The sequence below is a fragment of the Streptomyces sp. LBL genome (assembly GCF_029893585.1).
Taxonomy (GTDB): Bacteria; Actinomycetota; Actinomycetes; order Streptomycetales; family Streptomycetaceae; genus Streptomyces.
The window spans coordinates 1-19,038 of sequence record NZ_JARXYX010000050.1; the positions used below are offsets into that span (position 1 = coordinate 1).

At 67.1% G+C, this 19,038-nt stretch carries 16 protein-coding genes; 4 read left to right on the forward strand and 12 right to left on the reverse strand.

Annotation, left to right across the window (positions count from 1 at the left end; all coding sequences use genetic code 11):
* Positions 1-119: 119 nt before the first annotated feature.
* The 6 genes from M2271_RS39180 to M2271_RS39205 all read right to left on the reverse strand — a co-directional run bounded on the left by M2271_RS39180 (position 120) and on the right by M2271_RS39205 (position 8,742).
* Positions 120-1,220: a hypothetical protein gene (locus M2271_RS39180; RefSeq protein ID WP_280892240.1), complete on the reverse strand. Its 1,101-nt coding sequence runs from the start codon at positions 1,218-1,220 to the stop codon at positions 120-122.
* An 87-nt stretch (positions 1,221-1,307) separates the two neighbouring features.
* Entirely contained in the window at positions 1,308-3,398 is a 2,091-nt protein-coding gene (gene fxlM / locus M2271_RS39185; protein WP_280892241.1) for a methyltransferase, FxLD system, read from the reverse strand.
* 24 nt (positions 3,399-3,422) lie between these two features.
* Positions 3,423-4,691, reverse strand: a complete 1,269-nt coding sequence (locus tag M2271_RS39190; RefSeq protein ID WP_280892242.1) for a lanthionine synthetase C family protein — start codon at positions 4,689-4,691, stop codon at positions 3,423-3,425.
* Positions 4,688-7,642, reverse strand: coding sequence for a lantibiotic dehydratase (locus tag M2271_RS39195; protein ID WP_280892243.1), 2,955 nt, complete (start codon positions 7,640-7,642; stop codon positions 4,688-4,690). The genes M2271_RS39190 and M2271_RS39195 overlap by 4 nt, the downstream gene beginning before the upstream one ends.
* A gap of 222 nt (positions 7,643-7,864) precedes the next feature.
* Positions 7,865-8,044, reverse strand: a complete 180-nt coding sequence (locus tag M2271_RS39200) for an FxLD family lanthipeptide (protein WP_280892244.1) — start codon at positions 8,042-8,044, stop codon at positions 7,865-7,867.
* A gap of 251 nt (positions 8,045-8,295) precedes the next feature.
* Complete coding sequence (locus tag M2271_RS39205) at positions 8,296-8,742, reverse strand: ATP-binding protein (protein ID WP_280892245.1); 447 nt, start codon at positions 8,740-8,742, stop codon at positions 8,296-8,298.
* Positions 8,743-8,976: 234 nt separating this feature from the next.
* On the opposite strand from M2271_RS39205, the gene M2271_RS39210 reads away from it, so the two are divergent.
* Both M2271_RS39210 and M2271_RS39215 read left to right on the forward strand, forming a co-directional pair.
* The gene (locus tag M2271_RS39210) at positions 8,977-10,260 is read left to right on the forward strand and encodes an XRE family transcriptional regulator (RefSeq protein WP_280892246.1); all 1,284 of its coding nucleotides are present in this window, start codon (positions 8,977-8,979) and stop codon (positions 10,258-10,260) included.
* Positions 10,257-10,814, forward strand: coding sequence for a GNAT family N-acetyltransferase (locus M2271_RS39215; protein WP_280892247.1), 558 nt, complete (start codon positions 10,257-10,259; stop codon positions 10,812-10,814). The genes M2271_RS39210 and M2271_RS39215 overlap by 4 nt, the downstream gene beginning before the upstream one ends.
* 702 nt (positions 10,815-11,516) lie before the next feature.
* Here M2271_RS39215 and M2271_RS39220 read toward each other — a convergent pair.
* On the reverse strand, positions 11,517-14,042 hold the full coding sequence (locus M2271_RS39220) for an AAA family ATPase (RefSeq protein ID WP_280892248.1): 2,526 nt from the start codon (positions 14,040-14,042) through the stop codon (positions 11,517-11,519).
* A 507-nt stretch (positions 14,043-14,549) separates the two neighbouring features.
* On the opposite strand from M2271_RS39220, the gene M2271_RS39225 reads away from it, so the two are divergent.
* On the forward strand, positions 14,550-14,864 hold the full coding sequence (locus M2271_RS39225; protein ID WP_280892249.1) for a hypothetical protein: 315 nt from the start codon (positions 14,550-14,552) through the stop codon (positions 14,862-14,864).
* Positions 14,865-15,169: 305 nt separating this feature from the next.
* Positions 15,170-15,661 carry a GIY-YIG nuclease family protein gene (locus M2271_RS39230; protein WP_280892250.1) on the forward strand — a complete coding sequence of 164 codons (492 nt, stop codon included), beginning with the start codon at positions 15,170-15,172 and terminating at the stop codon, positions 15,659-15,661.
* A gap of 395 nt (positions 15,662-16,056) precedes the next feature.
* On the opposite strand, the gene M2271_RS39235 is transcribed toward M2271_RS39230, so the two are convergent.
* From M2271_RS39235 to phoU, 5 genes are all read right to left on the reverse strand, one after another.
* The gene (locus tag M2271_RS39235) at positions 16,057-16,617 is read right to left on the reverse strand and encodes an isochorismatase family protein (protein WP_280892251.1); all 561 of its coding nucleotides are present in this window, start codon (positions 16,615-16,617) and stop codon (positions 16,057-16,059) included.
* A gap of 179 nt (positions 16,618-16,796) precedes the next feature.
* Positions 16,797-17,492: an alpha/beta hydrolase gene (locus M2271_RS39240; protein WP_280892252.1), complete on the reverse strand. Its 696-nt coding sequence runs from the start codon at positions 17,490-17,492 to the stop codon at positions 16,797-16,799.
* 57 nt (positions 17,493-17,549) lie between these two features.
* Positions 17,550-17,798: an SCO4226 family nickel-binding protein gene (locus tag M2271_RS39245; RefSeq protein ID WP_280892253.1), complete on the reverse strand. Its 249-nt coding sequence runs from the start codon at positions 17,796-17,798 to the stop codon at positions 17,550-17,552.
* Between the two features lie 199 nt (positions 17,799-17,997).
* Complete coding sequence (locus tag M2271_RS39250; protein ID WP_280892254.1) at positions 17,998-18,168, reverse strand: hypothetical protein; 171 nt, start codon at positions 18,166-18,168, stop codon at positions 17,998-18,000.
* Positions 18,169-18,289: 121 nt separating this feature from the next.
* Complete coding sequence (phoU, locus tag M2271_RS39255; protein WP_280892255.1) at positions 18,290-18,991, reverse strand: phosphate signaling complex protein PhoU; 702 nt, start codon at positions 18,989-18,991, stop codon at positions 18,290-18,292.
* Between the last annotated feature and the right edge of the window lie 47 nt (positions 18,992-19,038).

A 19,038-nucleotide genomic window follows, 5' to 3' on the forward strand; every position in this document is an offset into this window, starting at 1 on the left:
ACGGCCACCCGGCAATCACCGCTGCCCACACCCCGAAGAAACACCCGGAACCCGCCCGACACCCATGATCAGCATTCACGCGGTGGATCGAGGCTGAGACTGCAACGGCTCTGGGGCTCTCAGGGCCGTAAGAGGCTTTGCCGGATCACACTGTCGCTGGCGCGCAGAGCAGCCGTCAGTTCTCCCTGCTGCCCATCCGGGATGGCCCCGGTCCCGAGGGCGCAGGAACGCACCAGGGCTCGGCAGTCCTGTACTTGCCGGTCCGTGGCGATCGCGGTGAACAGGGGGTGCGCCAGGTTGTCGCGGGCCGCATAGCCGTCTTCGGCATCCATCGTCCTGCGGTGGAGGTACTCGACGATGCGATGCGCGGCGGGCGCCTCGGCGGAGCCGATCGCATCGAGGACGGTGAGACCGAGCCGGATGTCGAAGACGGTCATCCCAGGTTCGGCCTGCCGCTCAAGACAGGCGGCTGCCAGGTCCGCCAGGTGGCGGTCGACCGGCTGCCCGGCGTCGCGTCGGCACAGGACGGTCAGGCAGGCCGTGACGGCTTGCTCCCACGGGTCGCCGTCCGTCGTGTCGGTGAGGAGGGCAGCGGCTGATGCCGTGTCACCGGCAACCAGGGCGGCGAGTACGGCGACTTGGCGCCCGTCGAGCATCCGATGACCTACGCCCCGGTGAGCTTCGATGTGTGCTTTGGCCTCGGCCCAACGTCCTGCGGTGGTGAGGGTGCGCGTGCCGTCGGCGAGGAGCACGCGCCACAGCCACGCGCGGACCTCGCGACGGTCCTCATCGGTCGCCGTCAGGTCCGCCGGTACCGCGACGCCGTCGAAGCGAGCAGCTGCGCCCCCTTCGACGGCCTGATACAGGTCGAGCAGTCGCTGACGGCCCTCATCAGCACGGCTGGCGCGGATCTGGAGGCGGGCGAGGTTGGCGATCGGTTCCAGCCCACGGATCGCACTCACGCCAGGCAGGGGGCAGGCGTGGAGGTATGCGGTGGCGTGCTGGCGGCACATCTCCCGCGCGAGGTCGGGAAGGCAGAGATCGGAGGCGAGGAGCGCGGCCTGGTTGTAGACGGCCGATGCGAGCCCCTGGTCGGTCTTCTTCACCGCAGTGGCAGCCAGGCCGACGAGCGCGCGCACGCGCGTAGGCAGGGGCAGACAGGCGGGCCGGAAGCGGGCGACGAGCGGGAAGCGCTGGGCTACGAGTCCTTGCGGGTCCATGGGTCCCCCAGGCGTGAGTGAGAAATGTCGAAACGACGGTGCCCGCCAGCCGTACGTGGACAGGCACCGTCCGCTACGCGCGGGGCATCACAGCCAGTCGACGACGATCCGGTTCAGCGGGGTATGCAGAGTGAAGAGGCCAGGGCGTTGCTCGGCTGCGGGAGCGCCGAGGGGCTGAATCTCGAACGTGGCTTCACGGCCGCGATACTCGCGATCCCAGGTGCGGATGGCGTCGGCGACCTTCGCGGCCAGTTCGTCGCTGCCGGGGCCGTGGCCGATGACCCCGAACTCCCAAAGCTTTCCGCCCTCGGGGGTCTTCTCCTTCGACAGGCGCCGCGCCAGGTAGGTGACGGCGCCCTTGTCGACGATCGCGGTCGACGAGGGGTAGGGGTCCTCGGTGAGCAGACCGCCCTTGGCGCTCCGGGGGAACAACATCCGGATCAGGCCGGAGGGAAGGGAGCAGGTGAGGAACAGTTCCATCCACTCGGGTGACTCCATGGCGCGGACCATCATGCCGGTCCACTCCTCGGTACGCGGCTGGTCCAGGGCACCGGTGAGGGCGTCGGCGTCGATGTGCTGGCCGACGGGGGCCTGGAGCCGGACAGTGCCGTCCGCGCTGAGCGGGATGACGCGGCGGTCGTCGTCGGCGATGCCCCGTCGGAGCGGCATGAAGGTGTTCATCTCGCTGCCGAGCGATACCCATCGGCCGTCGCGCTGCTCGTACGCGATGGAGCGGGACACCGTGCCCTTGAGGCGCTGAGGGACGAGGAGCCGGCCGCTGGGAGCGAGCTGATGCAACCAGGCGTTCGGCACGCCGTGGGCGCCCACGGTTGCGATGATCTGGTCGTACGGCGCTCCTTCGGCGTAGCCGAGGGCCCCGTCGCGGGTCACCGCCTCGACGTTGGTGATCTCGGCGGCGGCGAGATGCGCGCGGGCGCCCTCCACGAGGTCGTCGTCGACGTCGAGAGTGGTCACGTGTCCGCTCTCGCCGACCAGGTGGGCCAGCAGACCGGCGTTGTAGCCGGTACCGGCGCCGAGTTCGAGGATGCGCTCGCCGGGCTGGGCATCGAGCTGGTCCAGCATGAGAGCGACGACGCCCGGCTGGGAAGCACAGGAGATCGACGTGCCGTCGGTGTCGTACTTGATGTGCACCGGTGCGTTGGTGTAGGCGTCTTCGAGCGACGCTTCAGGCACAAACACGTGGCGGGGCACGGTGCGCAACGCATGCTCGACGGCGGGCCTGCGGGCGTGCCCGTCTGCGCGAAGCTGGTCGACCAGGGCGTTGCGGAGGCGCTCGGCGTCCGCCGTGGGGGTGGCGCGCGTGTCGTTGTTCACCGCGTGGACGCTATCGGCGTCGGCGGTGGCATCGCCGGGCGACGCTGTGTTGTCACTCGTTCCCATGACTACCTCTCGTGCGATGTTGGACAGGGCGCTCTGGTCGTCCCGGAGGAGACCGGCGCGGTTGGCGTGGAAGATCACGTGGTGGGCGATGACTGCCCGCAGACCGCGGGTGAGGCCGGCGCCGGTGGCGAGGGAAGCGAGTGCGGCGCCCGTCCGCTCGAAGGCGGTCACCCACTCGTCGTGTCCGGAGAGCGGGCCGTTCGGGCGGCATAGGCTGCGGGCTTCGGCGGTCATCAACTTCCGTATCTCAGATACCAGTTCGGCCACTTGCTCAGGGGGCAGAGCGGTGGTGGTCGGCCGGAGGGCGGCGATCTTCGCCCACACATCGCCCTGCTCGAACCAGTCCAATCCGGCCGCTCGCATCATCGCGCTCGCCAGCAGCACGGTTGTCTCCCGGCGCCCAAGGCTCTCCGGGCCGGGCGGATAGGTGAGCAGGTGACGGCTGTCCGCCTCAAACAGCTCGTGAGCGAGGCCCATTGCCTCGGTCCCGCCGAAGACGTCGGTCTCGGGCTCGTAGACGCTGGGCAGCCACGACACAGCCGTGCCGTCCTCGACAAACTCGCTCAGTAGCGCTTCAACGGCAGGTGAGGGCTCGTCAGCGCGGTACCGCAGCGGCCAGGGCTGCTTGTTCATGAACCACCAGCCGGTGAGCTGCCCGTCGGCTTCTGCCGCGACCAGGGCGGGGGAGAGGCGTTCGGCGATAGCGCGCTTGGCGCTCTCGCGGTCGGCGAAGGTGATGTTGTGCTGCTGCCAACGGTCGAACGTGTCAGGGGGCATGCGGAGCTCCTTCGGTGGATGGGGTCAAGCGATGAGCAGGCAGGCGTCCCACGCGTATCGGGGCGGCACTGCGGTGCTGGGTGCGAGGAGGGCCAGGGCGATACCGGCAGCGCCGTCGAGGAGACCGGGGCATCGCTCCGCGTCCCGTACAAGCTCCTTGGCCGCGTGCGCGGGGTCAGTGCCCCGGGGATGAACCACGGCCAGAAGCGCCGGGATTGTGGCGCGGAGTTGTCCGACCGTCGAAGGGCGGGCGTCGTCGGCCGCGCGGGAGGCGATGTGGGTGAGGCCGGCGACGCCGTGGCACAAGCCGTTGTCCGTCGTGGCCTTGAGCTGTGCGGGGTCACTGAGGGCGGCCACGAGCGCGTTCTCGGCGTCCACCTGACGACGGGTATCTCCGAGGGCGAGCGCGGCCAGTTGCTGGGCGCGGGCGAGACCGGCGGTGCCGTAGCACCATGACGGCCGCTGCAGCGCGGACCCGGTAAGGCGTCCCGAGCACAGCTCGTCCCGGATGACCCAGTACGGCCAGGCCGGGCCCCGGCCGGTGTCCTCTTGCCAGCGGTCAAGCCACGCCAGGATCCGGCCCAGTGCTTCGTCGTGTCCGTCGACGAAGGTGCCGTGCCTGGCGGCGAGCGCGAGCAGTCCAAGTACGCCACCGATGCCGTGCGCCATGCCGTTGTTGGCGTGCCCGCCAGGGAAACGGTCGTCCGGGCGGCCCGAGGGCCCCGTTTCCGTCCACCAACCCGGCACGGTCGCGCCATCGTGGGTGATCGGTTGGGTGAGGCGTACGCAGTAGTCGAGTACGGCGCGTAGGGCGGCGGCACCGGGGTTGCGGCGCAGGAGGTAAGCGCCGTATCCGGTCAGACCCCGGATGGTGTCGAATTCGGCGAGCGCCGGGAGGAGTCCGGCGTCGATACGGCGATGCGCGGCGTCAACGCGGCGGCTCACATCGGCGGCCATCTGCCGGTCCAGCGTGGCCAGGGCACCCTGGTAGGCGCCAGGCAGGTGATCAGTGGCGCAGGCCAGGGTGTGCGCGAAGGCGGGCGCCCCGTAGAAGGGGTGACTGTCGGGGCCAGTGGTGAACGGTTCGTGGGAAGCAGCGGCGAGCCAGTCATGGGCGCGCTGCCACGGTCCGAGGCCGGCCGCGGCCCGCTCGATGTGCAGCAGCGCGATGCCGGGAAGGCCGTGAGCGAGGTGCTGCCGATGAGAGGTCACCGGCCCAAGGTGTGCCGCGCCGGGGTCGGCGAGTTCCTCGGCGACGGCAGCGGCGAGGTCAAGCGCGGGGTGGGCGGTCACGGTGTCCTCCCGGTGGTGCGGGCGGTCCAGGCCAGGGCGGCGGCACGGGCTAGGTAGAGGCAGACCTCTTCTTCGGGGAAGTTGACCGCGATGTGCCGTACGAAGTGGACGTGCAACAGGGAGGTCAGGACGTCGTCGAGGGCAATGCCCTGCGTGTCGAGGCCTGGTAGGTGCGGCCGGTAGGCGGCGAGTGCCGCGTCGCGGTCGGCCCAAGCCGACACGATGGCCGCTCCTCCGGGGGCGTCGCGCAGTTTCGCCCAGTCGGCGTTGGGGTCGGCGAGGCGTACGGCGTCGGTGAACTGCGGGCGTGGTACGGGCGCGGGGGCTGCGGGCGGGACGTGTTCGATCAGCCAGCGCATCCCGGCTTGAGTGCTGCCGAGGAACGCGGAGGCGATGGCGAGGGTGTGGACGGCCACGAGCGTGCGCTGGTGTGGGCGCCCTGGCTGGAAGAACTGGGCCAGGATGGCGCGTGAGTCCGCCCGGAACACTTCCTCGGCCGCGTCCCATGCAGTGCCGGAGCCCCAGCGGCCCATCTCCCGGTAGGAGGTGGGATAGCGCAGGTCCGCCAGCAGACCCGCAACGCGCAGCTCGTTGGCCCAGGCACTCACCGTGTGGGCAGTCGCGGCGAATGCCTCCGGGGCGGGGAGCGCGATGCGCAGGCGCAAGTGCTGCTCGGGGTCTCGGAAGCGGATGAACCACCACCGCGGGCCGCCGAGCCGTTCGAGGAGGTCAGGCAAGTGGCGGGAGAGCAGGGTGTCCTGGCGGCGAGCGTCTCCATAAAGGGTGGCCAGTAGTACCGACGAGACAGCCGGTGTCTGCATCTGGGCCAGGGAGAGGGCACGGGCCGGGGTGGGGACGGGAAGGGGTGGCCACGCCGGCGGCCGGTTCGCCTTGAGCGGCACGACTACCTCGTGGGCGCGGCCGTCGCACCAGCCGAACGCCTCGGGTTCCGCGGCCTCGACGAGCACGGCCAGGCGCGCGCGGTCGAGGTGGTGGCGCAGCAGTGTCCGGTGGCCGGCCTGGTCGAGGTCGAGGAAAAGGCGCCGGTCGTCCTCGACGAGGTAGACCCGCTGAGGTAGCCGCCGCCGGGCCCGCCAGTCGGTGAGGGCGGCGTCCCATTCGTCCTGAGGGAAGGCGCGGTCGGGCAGCTCGGGCGCCTCCAGCCGCCAGCGGGCCGGGGCGAGCACCGTGCGCCGGTAGCGCAGGCGCGGCAGGAACGGCATCGCGGCTGCGGCGCCCCAGTCGAACACGGTGACCTGCGCGCACTGGGCGCGGGACAGCTCGGTGAGGAATCGCACCAGCGGCGGAGTGTGCGTCTTGAGGTTCAGCGCGTGCATCCCGACGGCTTCGATGCGCTGGCCGCGCTCGGGGGCGGCCAGGTACAGGCGGCGGCCATCGCAACCCACCGCCAGGTCCCTGGGAGTGAGGACGGCGTCCGCCGGAGCGCGGTGCTCCTGGAGGCTGATCACGGTGGGCAGGACCTGCGGGGCGCGGGTGACGTGGGCGCTCTCGGACAGGAGCGGTGGGAAAGAGAGCTGCGCCGGCACGGTGTTGCTGTCGGCGGCCGGGATGTCGACCAGCTCCGCGGCCAGGGCCTCGCGATCGCCCGGCGTCAGCACGCTGAGGAACCGGCCCGTGGAGACGCCGGCCCCACGGGACACACTCACGACCTCCAGCCGGAACCGCCCGCGCTGCAACTCTTCCAGGCTGGCCGCAAGCACCCGCACGCCCAACTCCAGGTGCGACGGCACCCGAGGCTCGTCGGGTCCCACGTCCAGGGCCGTGATCAACTCGTCGGTGAGGATCATCTCGTCGCGGCCGTCGAGCGCGGCGGCCTGTGCCAGCCGTACGAGGGCGTCATCCCGAGCGGAGACGCGAGGCCGACGCGCGCCGGTCGCAGTGCCCGGGTAGCCGTCGGGATAGCCGGCGCCGCTGTCCGCGACGAGCTCTTGGAGCGGCACCATCGTGCCGATGCCGTACCGCTCGTAGAACCTCTGGTGGTACTCACCCCACGCGGCGGTCCCGTACGGGCGAGCACTCACCCGGGTCAGGATGAGGACGGCGCGCTCGATCTCGCGTGCTACTTCGTCCGGCAGAACGATCCGCGCGTCCAGGCGCAGATCGAGCGCGACAGGGTGGCGGCGCAGGCCGGGTACGACGGCTCGCATCCGCGCTGCGACGCTGTCCCGGCCGCCGCGCGTGACGCACTCCTCCAAGCCCGCCCGGATTGCGCGGAGTTCGCGCATCGTCTCAGCGACCGGGGCGAGAGTACCGACGTCGATCGCGTCGAGCTGGTCGAGGAGATATCCGAGGGCGTCGGTCTCGGTGCTCGGAGCGTGCAGACTCGTGATCAACACCCGCTGCCGGATCAGCTCCCCCAGCAGACGACGCGCCTTCTCCGGCTCGGCTGCTGGGAACTCCGCCCGGAGCTTGTCCTCGAGCGCACCGACCCGGATCGGCGTCTGAGAGGCGGCGAGGACCGTGCGTACTGGTTCGGTCAGGGTCAGGGACGCCTCGACCGCGCGAGTCCGATCGTCCTGGATGTCGGACTGGAACGGCACGATAAGCCGGTCCCCCCGGCTCGTCACGGTGCCGTTGAGGACCACGGGCAGTTGTTGGAGCAGGTCAGGGCACGACTCCAGCCGCTCGACGACGGTGGCCAGCCACTCCGCGCCCGCGTGGCCGACGGCCACGTGGTCCACTCCCCAGTCTGTGCACGCCTGCGGTCCGAACTCCGCAGTGGTGACGCCGGCGAAGAGGCCGAATGGCGTCGCCCGGTGCTGGGATCGCAGTAAGTAGCGGGCTACGGACAGCGTCGCGCGCCGCACGTCCCGCGCAGAGGGCTTCTCGGCCGTACACAAGGTCCGTACCTGTGTGGCCAGGACGGGGCTGGAGTGTTGCAACGCTTCGGCGACATCGCTGTTCGCCCAGACCGCGCGCAGCCACGCCACACAGGCCGCCGGGCTGCTGGGCGAGCGGTCATCGGGGTCAGGGCACGGCGGAACCGGCAGCGACGGCCGGGCTACGGCGCGGACGAGTGCCGTAGTACCAGCAAGAAACGCTGTGGACGGAGCAACCACGACTACCTCCGTAGGCGAGGGATGAACGGCTGGTGCCCCCGCGTCGCGCCCCGCGACGCGGCGACACCAGCCGGGAGAAACCCGAAGTTCGGGTCAGGCGACGTTGGTGGTGCAGGCGCCACAGGTGGTGCCGCAGTTGTCGTCGGTCAGGTTGACCAGGCCCGCCGTATCGTCGATTTCGACAAGGGAGACGTCCAGGTCGAAGCCGTCCGATGCCCCCGGGGTCTGCGGGCGTGCCTGGGTGCGGCTGGGAACTACGGTGTTGCGCGTCATGCCAATCAACTCCTTTGAATGGTTGGGTGTTGCGGTGCCGTCCCAGCGAGAGGTCACGAGCCGTCGGAGGCCGTCTACCTCGCGCTGGGAAGTCTTGTGACGCGAGTCAGATCAGGCGGTAGCTGGTCGCTGCTTCATGAAGTAGGCGAGCCCCAGGTACCGACCACAGCGGGCGCCCTCCATGGCCATCTGTTGGCGGGGTCGGAGGCGGCCGAGGCTCGGGAGGGGCAGGAGCACCGCGGCCGCAGTGCTCACTGGTCGCCCTTGATGAGGAGTTCGGCCCAGACCTCTTTGCCCCATGGGCGCCTGTCCGAGCCGCGCAGGTCATAGCCCCAGCGGTCGGAGACTGCGTCGATGAGGACCAAACCGCGGCCCGCCTCGTCGTCATCATCGGGCGGACCGAGGCTCGGTAGGCGCGAAGGCGCCCGGTCCACCACCCCGACACGTACCCGAGTCGCGCTCGGCCGCCCGACAACCAGGCGGATCGAGCGGCACGGGGTGTGCCTGACGGCGTTGGCGATCAGTTCCGAGATGATCAGTGCGGCGCGGTCGGCGAGGTCTTCGAGGTGCCATGCGCCGAGAGCGTCACGGACGAGCTTGCGGCCGATCTCGGCCGTGGAGGGCTCGCACGGGAAGGTCTGGCTATAGGCAGGATGACCAGTGGGAGCGGGCTGAACGGGCGTGCTGAGACTCGTCATTGGGGTGGAGCCTTCGCGTTGTCTCGGCGCCCGGCTCGTCCCAAGAAGGCATCAGGGGCGAACCGGGCCGTCAACAGCCGCCCGTACGGGGGTGACGAGCGACCAGTGACCAGACAACTCCCGTTCGCACCAGCCTGGTTAGGGTGATCGGGGGGTCACCCAAAGTAACAAACTAGGGCGATTTGACCTCTTATTTGCCTGACGGGAAGGGGTCGTCAGGGCTACCGTGCAGGGATGGGCACCACGCGCAACACCTCTCTTGAGGCGTGGATGGACGAACACGGCTACAGCTCCAACAGCCTGGCTGACGCTGTGAACAGAGCCGTCGAGCAGTTAACCGGGCGGATGGGCGGCCTCGACGGCTCGTCGGTCCGGGCCTGGAAAGCAGGCCGGGTCACGTGGCCCAAATCCGCTACCCGCAAGGCACTTGAGGACGTCAGCGGCCTGCACGCCGTCGCCTTGGGGTTCGTGCCACGGGGCCGGACTCCGTCCAACCCAGCCCCACCGCAGCAGGAGGACCCCGACATGAAGCGCCGTACCCTCGTCGGCGGCATCGCTGCGGCTGCCGCCGCAGCAGCAGCCCCTGGCACCGCATCGCCCCGCCGTATCGGCATGAGCGACGTCGATCGTCTACAGAAGCGCTTCGCCGAGATCATCGCCAGCGACCACCGCCACGGCGGCCAACTCGGCATCGAGCAACGGGCCGCCGCACTTGCCGACGAGGCACTGAACCTCCAGAACGCCGGCAGCGCCGCCCAGCGCGTACGCAGCAGCCTCTACGCCTCCGCAGCCGCGTTCCGCTCCTCCGCGATGTGGGCCGCCATCGACGGCCGGCGTTACGACGACGCCAAGGCGCACATGCGTGAGGCGCAGTCCCTTGCCGAGATGTCCGGCGACCAGGCCATCAAGTTCCGCATCTGGAGCCACGCAGGGACGATGTACCGGCACATGGGCCGCCCCGCCGACGCGTTCGCCGCCAACGACGTCGCACGCAGTCTGCACCTCACCCGCCGTGACCCGCTGTTCGCCTGCCTGGGACACGCCCGCCAGGCCGCCACCCTCGGCCTCACCGGCGACACCGCAGCAGTACGACATGCCCTCGGCTGCGCTCAGGACGCGCTCGAACGCGCCGATCCGGATCTTGCTCGCCCGGCGTGGATGGCTGCTGTCCGCGACGGAGCAGAGCTGGAAACACTTGCTCTGTCCGCGTACCTCCGCCTTGGCAACTTCGAACGGGCCGAATCGCACGCCCACCGAAGCCTGACCCTGCTCCGCCCTCAGATGCAGCGTGATCGCGCCATCAATACTGCCCGGCTCGCACACGCGCAGCTCGGACAGGGCGAAGCCGACACCGCCACGGCCACCGCGATGAAGGTCCCCGCCGACGCAGCTACTCAACACGCCCGGGTGGCGCGCATGCTGCAAGAGTTCGGGGCTGCGCTGCGCGCCACCGCGCCCGGCAGCACCACCGTCCAGACCTGGACCGAGCACACCACCACCTGGAGGATGGCTGCATGACCACGGCGCCGGCCGTTGAACTGCGCACGTTCACCACCCTCGACACCGTCCGCGGCGATCTCCTCGACGTATACGCCGATGTGCGCGTCCCGCTGCTGCACCTGCCGAACTACGCGGTCACCGCGTTCGGCGAGCGCCTGGACCGGCACTGCCTCGAGCCGGGGTTCACGGCCGTCCTCGCGTACGCGGACGGACATCCGGTCGGTTTCGCATACGGCAACAGCATCGAAAAGGGCGACCGGTACTGGCAGCGCATCAACCCGGCGCCGGCGGAGGAGTACACCGAGCGTCCGGCAGTGTCCCTCAAGGAGGGCGGAGTCCGGTCGCCCTGGCGAAAAACCGGCACCGCCCGCCGCATCCACGACACTCTCCTCGCCACCCGCGACGAGCCGTACGTCACGCTCATGGTCAACCCGGCGGCTGGGGACGGAAAAGTGCACACGCTCTACCAGTCATGGGGGTACGAGGACATCGGGCAGAGCCAGCCGTCACCTGCCTCGCCGGTGCTCACCGTGATGATCCGCGCCAGCCGCACCGCGCAGCCACCTCCATGACCGAGTGATACCGCTGCTCAACCACGCTCAACTCCACCAGCACGGCCCCGGCCTTCCCTGCATGCGGCGATCAGGCGTGCACAGCCAAGCCGAGGAGAGCGCGGTGTCAAGCATCAACCGAGGCAAGACAAGCCCCATGCCACCGACTGAGTTACAACTTTCTCTACGGGTTCAAGGCGGCTCGCTCCGCTCCCCGCGCGCGGCCCGGTCGCCGGCAGGGCCTGCGCTCCTGTCTCCGCCCCGCTCCAGCCCGGCCGGCGACCGGGCCGCGCTCCGCAGTCAACCGTCTGAAAAGCGATGCATGGCAGTTCGGGCCGGTTGACTCCGCGAACTTTGCCGGAATTCTGGCGCCAGCCTGCAGTATCAGGGGCGAACAATTTCCTCCAATCGCTCCACAACTAGCCGCCATTCCCGAGAAACCGCTTCGGGAATGTTCAGCATGCTCGATCGGCCGTGGAGGACATCAGAAGACTTACTGTAAACGTGACGCGCCAGCCTGATTAGTCCGATCGCCTCCTCTTTGCGATCTTCAGGCACCATCCCTAAAACGAACGCCAGTCTCTCAGGGATTCTGGTCGTCACTGTAGCTGTCGGCAGCTGGCACACGACTCGATGGGCCTCTAGAGCTACTCTTTCTAGGCGTAGCCTAATTTCAAGCACTTCGATTCGGGACGCGACCGAGAGGCCGATGCTCAATTTTACTCAGCCTCCCACGAGATCCAAGCAAGCTTTACTGGCAACCTCAATCTCCGATTTCAAATCATTCTTTGTGGTAGGCGCTCCGTGCACGGCATTATTCCAGAGCTTCAAAAAAACGCCGCATCGAAACTTGGCTTCGCTCACCGGATGCTTGCCTCCTGGGGGAATGCTGATAATCTCCTCTGCCTTATCGATGCGAGCCACCGTGCTTTGACACAAGTCGAGGAGGGCTAGGTCGTCCGCCACATCTCGCCCTCCAGAAATAGCGTGTCGCACGACGCTCTCATGGAGGGCGATATCAATCGCCTGACGCAGAAGACCACGGATGATCTGCGTCTCGGTGAGATACCCATTCACTGAAACTTTCGGGGCCAGCGACCTCACGGCTTCCGCATCCACCAGGAGCATTCGCCACAACTGATCGGTAGATTCCAGAGAAATCACACCGGTTTCGAGATCTCGACTAATCGCCCACGACTGACAATTGAGCGAACGCGCCATCAAGTGTGCCTTCAAGCGCTCATCATGCGTGAAGACAAGGACGCGACGAGTCAGTGCAATCTCAGCTAGCACCGACGCAAGCCTGTCAACACGAATATCGTCGAAGGCATGCACAGGGTCGTCCAGAACCAAGAATCCGAAAGGACCGGACTCAATGGTGGCCAGGAGAGGGGCGAGGAGAAATGCATTCCTCTGCCCTGCACTAAGCATTGAGAGGCTAAGTGACTGGCCTGCCGGATTCTGGACCTTGACTTCTGCCCGCTGGGTAGTTAGCCGCACATCCGCAAGCAAGATTCCAGCATCGTCTAGGAGCGCTTTGACGCGTCCGCCCGCCAGTGTAGTGAAGTCTTGCGCCCGCTTATCGCGCAGATCACCTGCTAGGTCCTTCAAGCAGGCACTGGTTGCCTTCCAGAGTTGACTCTCATGCGCGATCTCCGCGTGCTCGCGCCAAGTATTGACGAAATCCTCAACGGCGACTCTTCGCTTTAGACGCCATTGCTTATCGAATGCGCTCAAACTCGCGGCCTCAGCGCACGCCCGCCACCAGTCATGTGTATCTAGTACCGCACGCAGCTCAAGGAGCTTGCTACGTACCACCCCGGTGGGCTGACAACCGTAGCGGTCCAGTAGTTGGCAGAGCACCTCTGCACGATTTTGTGCCAGGTCGAGGACATCCCGAGAGGTCGCTAGCGGAGCAGTTGATGCATTGAGTACAGAAATGACTTCCCGAAATTCTGTTTCGAGCGCCCTCTTTAGCGCAGCCAGTGATGATTCTGCTTCAAGATGCAGCGGCTCCAAGTCAGCAAGTTCCATAACGCTTTCCCGGAGTCGAACCGGCCAGTCGGCTTGTTCGCTTTCACAGACCGGGCACTCTATTCCTGGCGACTCAAGATCGAGCACATGCTCGTGAAAACCACGCAGCGAATTCGCCAGTCGACGCTTCACGGAATCGGGTGACGCGTCGATCCTTTGAAATGCCTCGCCTGCCCGCACGACAGCGGCGGAGAGGGATTCTGAATGCTTCTCAGTAACTTGGGGCAGAAATCCCCCGGAGTCATTCAACTCGTTCTCTTCAAGCCACGCGTCAATCTCACTGACCCAAGCTGGCCAACTAATAGCCTTGACGCTTACTGCAGGATCCATCTTGCCGTTGATCTCGTCAACCTCGGCAACTCTCCTCTTTGCATCTTTAGCTGCGTCATCAATCGCCTTCTTCGAAAAAGCTGCTTTTTCACTGAGCTCCTCTACGCGATCATTTAGGACAACGAAGCACCCACCGAACGCCAAAAGATTCTCGATGTACTCACGCAGGTCTTTACTCTGCTGCACTCGACGCTCGATGTCGGCATAGGCGAATACCGGAGGATGTCCAGCGAGAGCATGACTCCAAGCGGTATCACCTAGATCGATTTTCACCGATTCGCCGCTAGGGAGGGTCCAATCGGCTACATGGGAAGCCACCTCACCGTCGCCATCAATCACGCAGGACAGGTTGAGTTTTTCGCCCTTCCTTGAAAGGACGACTTCAGCCATTGTCTTTTCGGCGTCACGGGCCGCATGAACTTTTTCCCATAGCGGCTCCATCTTGGAACGGGAGGATTTTTGCTCCGCAGATGTCCACCATTTGGTGGTTCCAGAGAGGGCAGTCCGGATTCCATCCGCGATACTCGATTTACCCGAACCATTCGGCCCATGAATAATTGTCACACCAGGTGAGGGGTCAACTTTCATTATTACCTGGTTTGTGGCGCCCTGATAGCCGACTACCGTTACGGATGTCAGGTTCCATGGCTCACCCGCGGTAGGGTCCTGCCGGATTTCTGATTTCGACTTGAGTTCCAAGGTCAAATCGAGAAGGTTGCGCCACGCCTCCTTCTTTGCTGGGAGGCGCGCAGATGAAAGAGATTGTTCAATATCAACAGTAAGATCGGCGAAGCTCAGAAGCCGCAGGTTAGGGAGCTGATGCTTCCCGCTCGGGAAACTCTCTCCGAGTTTCGAACCCCCAACAACCGTGAGGTCTGTACTCACTGCGCCTCCGTAAAGCGGCGTACCTGCCCTGGATGACTGAGGGTACTGTGCGACAAAGGGGGATGCTTGAGGTTTTTTAAGATAGGAGGGAAATAGGACGCACTTGCGACTCATGTTGCGCGAGGATGGGTTCATAACGGGTTAAATAGGCTACGCGTCAGCGGCTGGTCGAGTCACATACGGTCCTGTCGGCAAGGCTTTCTCCGGTCGACGACACTGGCAGCGTGGCTAAGGGCCACTGGGGTGCGGCGAGGCACACGCGCGCCTGGTCCGTCGGCGTACCCACCGCCTTGGCTGGCTGTCGTCGGATGAGGCAAAGGCCCACCCCTCCCCCTCCACGGGTCCGCTCAGAACGAGGGTGTGAAGCTGGCGGACTGGTCGAGATGACAGGGAGCCAGGAGCTGTTGGGGTCCAAACTTTGGAAAGCGTGTTGGTCTCGCGCGGCCGAGCGGTGCGGGGCTGCGACCTTCTGTCGACAATGCCCGCCGCCCGTACCATGATTGGCCAATGCCCGAGTTCAGTTGGCCGGACCGCTCCTTGGTGCTGGCCCCGGATGTCGTAGACCGGAGCTGGCCAACAACGGTCTCCGCACTACCCCTTGGATCTCACGTCAGCGGGCGGGTGATCGACCGACAGCCGTTCGGCGTCTTCCTCCTCCTCGATGGCGTGCCGAATGCAGTCGGCCTTGCCGAGATCACCGCCATGCCTCCCCGCATGGAGCTGCCGACCATGGGCACCACCGTCACCGGTGAGGTGATCTGGCACGCGGACCACAACCATCAGGTGAAGATCCGCCTCGACGAATGGAACGTGCAAGGCTGATCCCCTTCGGGTCGCCGCAGTTCTGCACCACAACCGCACCAGATCCAGCGGGGAACAGCGGGGAACCACGGTGAAAGCAGCCGAGCCCGACGAGGCCGCACCTCGACCGTTCGCCCAGGTCAACGCCCGAACCAGCCCCAAATGCCCGCAGCTTCCCAAGCTGATGTCACGCAGCTACGTGGGCGAGGGACGCTGTCAGCGGCGACCAGTAGCCTGCGACGACGATCAGCCGTCGCGCGTCTGGAGATGCCGTGGAAGCTACCGCTCTCGTCAGTCCCGATCAGTTGTGGTCGGCGCAGGAGGTCTTGGTTCGTCCGAGTCCTGTACCGGCGGCGGCAGGGGTCTACGGGTGGCACTTCGAGCAGCCGCCCCACCCCGACCTGGACGCTGGGCGCCTGCTGTACGTCGGTATAGCCCCGCGGTTCATGGCGAACCGGACCAGCACGCAGAACCTTCGCAAGCGCGTGCGCTACCACTACCGGGGCAACGCGGCCGGCTCGACGCTGCGGCTCACCCTCGGATGCCTGCTCGGACTTGAGCTGCGCCGCGTGGGCAGCGGCAAGCGAATGACCTTCGGCAAGGTCGGTGAAGCGACCCTGAGCCAGTGGATGGCGGACAACGCGCGGGTGTGCTGGATCGAGCAGAGCGAACCATGGGACCTGGAGTCACAGCTCATCTCCCAGCTCGACCTCCCGCTGAACCTCGACCAGAACCGCCACAACTTGTTCCACAGTCGCCTGAAGGAGATGCGAGCCCAAGCACGCCAGCGAGCACGAGAGTTGCCCATCAGCTCGTAAGCCGCCGAACGGGCCGTTGCCTGGGCCGTCCCTGGGCCGTCCGAGGTCGCTCGACAGTGGCCGATGACGACCAATGACGACCACCAAGCGCCCGGGCCCACCGCTCCTGAGCAGCGAAAACGCAGGTCACCAAGATCCCCGACAAGACCCAGGGCAAGAAGAAGTAGAGAACGCGATCATGCTCTGAGCCGCACATTCGGCGCGGCTCAGGGGCATTTTCACGGTTGGGCCTCAATGGGCCCCTCGCACTCCGGGCTCGAAGCCTTGAGCGGCTACCCAAGTGTTTTGCTGACCAGGGCGATTCAGCTGATATGGCTGAGCGGCCGAGTCGGCACCTGAGCGCTTGAGTTGGCCCGGGAGCGTCGCGGTTGGCCCGCAGGGCGCAACCCGAGTAGTCAGGTTGTGCTGCCGAAGACGACGTCCTTGGTCTCGACCGTCCCAGCTGTCCGCCCCGGCGCCGTCTGGTAGCTCCAGTACAGGTTCGTGTGCGCGATGACCTGGTCCGGCGGCGGCGCACCCCATGCCGTCTTGTCGCCCGCCGTGTGGGCGTCGCTGACCAGCGTCGCGTCGTACCCCCTGGCGAACGCGCCGTGGAGCGTCGAGCGGATGCAGGCGTCGGTCTCCGCGCCGACGACGAAGAGGCGCCCCGCACCGAGCGCCGACAGCACGGCCTCCAGAGTGGTGTCCTCGAAGGCGTCGCCGTAACTCTTCTCGACGAGCGGCTCGGCGTCCTCTGGAGTGAGCTCCGGGACGATCCGCCAGTCGTCGCTCCCTCTCGTGAGTTCCTCGTCGGAGTGCTGGACCCAGACGACCGGGACGCCTTCCCGCCGTGCCCGCTCGACGAGGCCGGCGACGTTCGCGACGACCGCGTCGCGCTGGTGGGCCCCTTCGACGACGCCTTTCTGCACGTCGACGACAAGGAGCACGGTGTTCGGCCGGTTCTCCAGTGTGGTCATGGTTTCCCTTTACGCGTGCTGGGCTCGTGCATCTACGCACGGTAGTCCCAGCGTCGACAGTGGGCCAGCCGTCGATCAGGGCCGCCGCCCAGGCAGCAGCCCGAGGCGGGAGAAATAACTGACGGGCGCAACGAGGCGGGGCGCGTTGACTGTCCGCCAGCCGCAGGCCGAGCCGGCGGTCAGCCATGGATGGCGTTGAGGACGGCGGCGAGCTTTTCCGGCGCACTGATCATGGCCATGTGGCCGGTGTCGAGATCGGTGACGTCGGGCCGAAGCAGTGCGATGGCGCGCTGCTGGAGTTCCTCGGTGTAGCACTGGTCGCGCGTGAGGTGCACGTAGGTCCGGGGGATCTCGCGTCGGTAGCCGCTCAGGGTCACGGTCTCGCTCAGAAGGGCGGCCGAGTCGTCGGCCAGACGGTCCAGGGCGGACGTCGTGGTCGCCTCGTCCATGTCGTTGCACAGCATTGCGGCGGCGCCCTCGCGGGTCTGGTGGTAGACGCCGTCGGTGATGGACTGCTCCACCAGACCCCGCACTTCGGGATCGATCTGGTCAAGGACCCGGGATCTGTCCGCTGGCACCACGGCCGATACGAGGACGACGTGACGGATCAGGTCAGGAATGAGGTCCATGACACGCGGGATCGTGACGCCCGCGAAGGAGTGACCGACCAGTACGACGTCCCGCAGATCCTTCGCTTCGACGTCCTCGCGGGCCGCATCGGCGCAGTCCGCGAGGGTGACCGTCCCCAGGTCGACTTCGGCCCTGGTCCCGCGCCCGGGAAGGTCGACCGCCAACGCTTCCGCACGGAGATACGGGATCAGCTCGTCCCAACAGTTCGCGCCGAAGCCTGCCCCATGGATGAGAACGAACGCCATGATCGACCTCCTCGTCAACCAGAGGGCCCGGCGGGGATGTCGTAGAGCGTCAGCGCCTCAGACCGCCAGCGGGACCTCGTGGATCTCGTCCGCCTTGTGGCCCGCGCGTTCGTGGACGCGTTGGACCGCGTCGGCCGAGGGGGCCTCGGAGAGGCAGTAGATCGTGCCGGACGACGGGTCCGCCCAGGCATGTGCGAAGTGCACGCCCTCTTCCTTCTCCAGGGCGAGGTCGGCGTCGTGAGCCTGCCTCAGCTGGTCGGGCGTGATGCCCTCGAATCCGTGGTGGACGTCCATGAACTGAGCCATGGTCTCGCACCCCCTGTCCTTCCGTACGTGCGTGTGTTCCCCCGCCCCTCGTTTCATGGTGCGCCTGTGCGCAGACCCCCGCCACCGGGGGAAATCCGAGGATCCGCACCGGCGATGCCCGCCGCAACGGAGTCCCACCGACGAAGGGCCCCGGCACACACACCGGAGCCCTCACCGTCGTACGAGATTCACCGCACCCTCAGCCGCACTGGCACGGACTCCCCGACTGGCAGCCGCAGCCGCAGCCCGAGCCGCAGCCGCACGCTCCGAAGAGCGGGAGGCTCTTGATCTCGGCGGGCTGCTCGGTCGGGCGTACCTGTGTCGGGTCGGGGATGGGAGCGCTGGGGGATGTGCTGGGGGATTCGGTCATGGTCCCTCCTCAAGGCTGGTGCCTGTGCCCATTGGACGCCCGTTCTCTTGGGCGCATCAACGGCGCACTGTGGCTCGCACGCGCCCGGAACAGGCCTCGCACCACCGGGGGACCAGAGCGGTCAGGCCCTCTCCGCCCCCGGCGTCGCCTGGATATCCGGCTTCAGGTCCGCCTGGAGCTCGTCCGCGTGCTCGCCCGTCACCAGGAAGACCACGCGCTTGGCCACCGACACCGCGTGGTCGGCGAACCGCTCGTAGTAGCGGCCCAGCAGCGTCACGTCGACCGCCGTCTCTATGCCGTGCTTCCAGCGGTCGTCGATCAGGTGCTGGAAGAGGTGGCGGTGCAGGAGGTCCATCTCGTCGTCGTCCTGCTCCAGCTGGAGTGCCAGGTCGACGTCCTTCGTGATGATCACCTCGGCCGCCTTCGCCATCAGGCGCTGCGCGAGCTGGCCCATCTCCAGGATCGTCGCGTGCAGGTCGTGCGGGACCGCGCGCTCCGGGAAGCGCAGCCGGGCCAGTTTGGCCACGTGCTGGGCCAGGTCTCCCGAGCGTTCCAGGTCCGCCGACATCCGCAGCGAGGTCACGACGATCCGCAGGTCCGTCGCCACCGGCTGCTGGCGGGCCAGCAGGGCTATCGCGCGGGCCTCCAGGTCGTGCTGGAGTTCGTCGACCTTCTGGTCGGCCTCGATCACGCTTTCGGCGAGCTTCAGGTCGGAGTCGAGGATCGCCGTCGTGGCACGCCCGATCGCCGACCCGACCAGCCGGGCCATCTCCACCAGTCCGTCGCCGATCGAATCAAGTTCCTCGTGGTACGCGTCCCGCATCAGGGGTTCCCTCTCGTACGTGATCTTCGGGGGTCACCGGGGCCGGG

Bases quoted from the DNA above. Each gene is read 5' to 3' on its own strand.
- M2271_RS39225 (WP_280892249.1), top strand. From the start codon at position 14,550: ATGCCCGAGTTCAGTTGGCCGGACCGCTCCTTGGTGCTGGCCCCGGAT.
- M2271_RS39245 (WP_280892253.1), bottom strand. From the start codon at position 17,798: ATGGCTCAGTTCATGGACGTCCACCACGGATTCGAGGGCATCACGCCC.
- M2271_RS39250 (WP_280892254.1), bottom strand. From the start codon at position 18,168: ATGACCGAATCCCCCAGCACATCCCCCAGCGCTCCCATCCCCGACCCG.
- M2271_RS39215 (WP_280892247.1), top strand. From the start codon at position 10,257: ATGACCACGGCGCCGGCCGTTGAACTGCGCACGTTCACCACCCTCGAC.
- M2271_RS39180 (WP_280892240.1), bottom strand. From the start codon at position 1,220: ATGGACCCGCAAGGACTCGTAGCCCAGCGCTTCCCGCTCGTCGCCCGC.
- fxlM (WP_280892241.1), bottom strand. From the start codon at position 3,398: ATGCCCCCTGACACGTTCGACCGTTGGCAGCAGCACAACATCACCTTC.
- M2271_RS39205 (WP_280892245.1), bottom strand. From the start codon at position 8,742: ATGACGAGTCTCAGCACGCCCGTTCAGCCCGCTCCCACTGGTCATCCT.
- M2271_RS39200 (WP_280892244.1), bottom strand. From the start codon at position 8,044: ATGACGCGCAACACCGTAGTTCCCAGCCGCACCCAGGCACGCCCGCAG.
- M2271_RS39235 (WP_280892251.1), bottom strand. From the start codon at position 16,617: ATGACCACACTGGAGAACCGGCCGAACACCGTGCTCCTTGTCGTCGAC.
- M2271_RS39210 (WP_280892246.1), top strand. From the start codon at position 8,977: ATGGGCACCACGCGCAACACCTCTCTTGAGGCGTGGATGGACGAACAC.
- M2271_RS39240 (WP_280892252.1), bottom strand. From the start codon at position 17,492: ATGGCGTTCGTTCTCATCCATGGGGCAGGCTTCGGCGCGAACTGTTGG.
- phoU (WP_280892255.1), bottom strand. From the start codon at position 18,991: ATGCGGGACGCGTACCACGAGGAACTTGATTCGATCGGCGACGGACTG.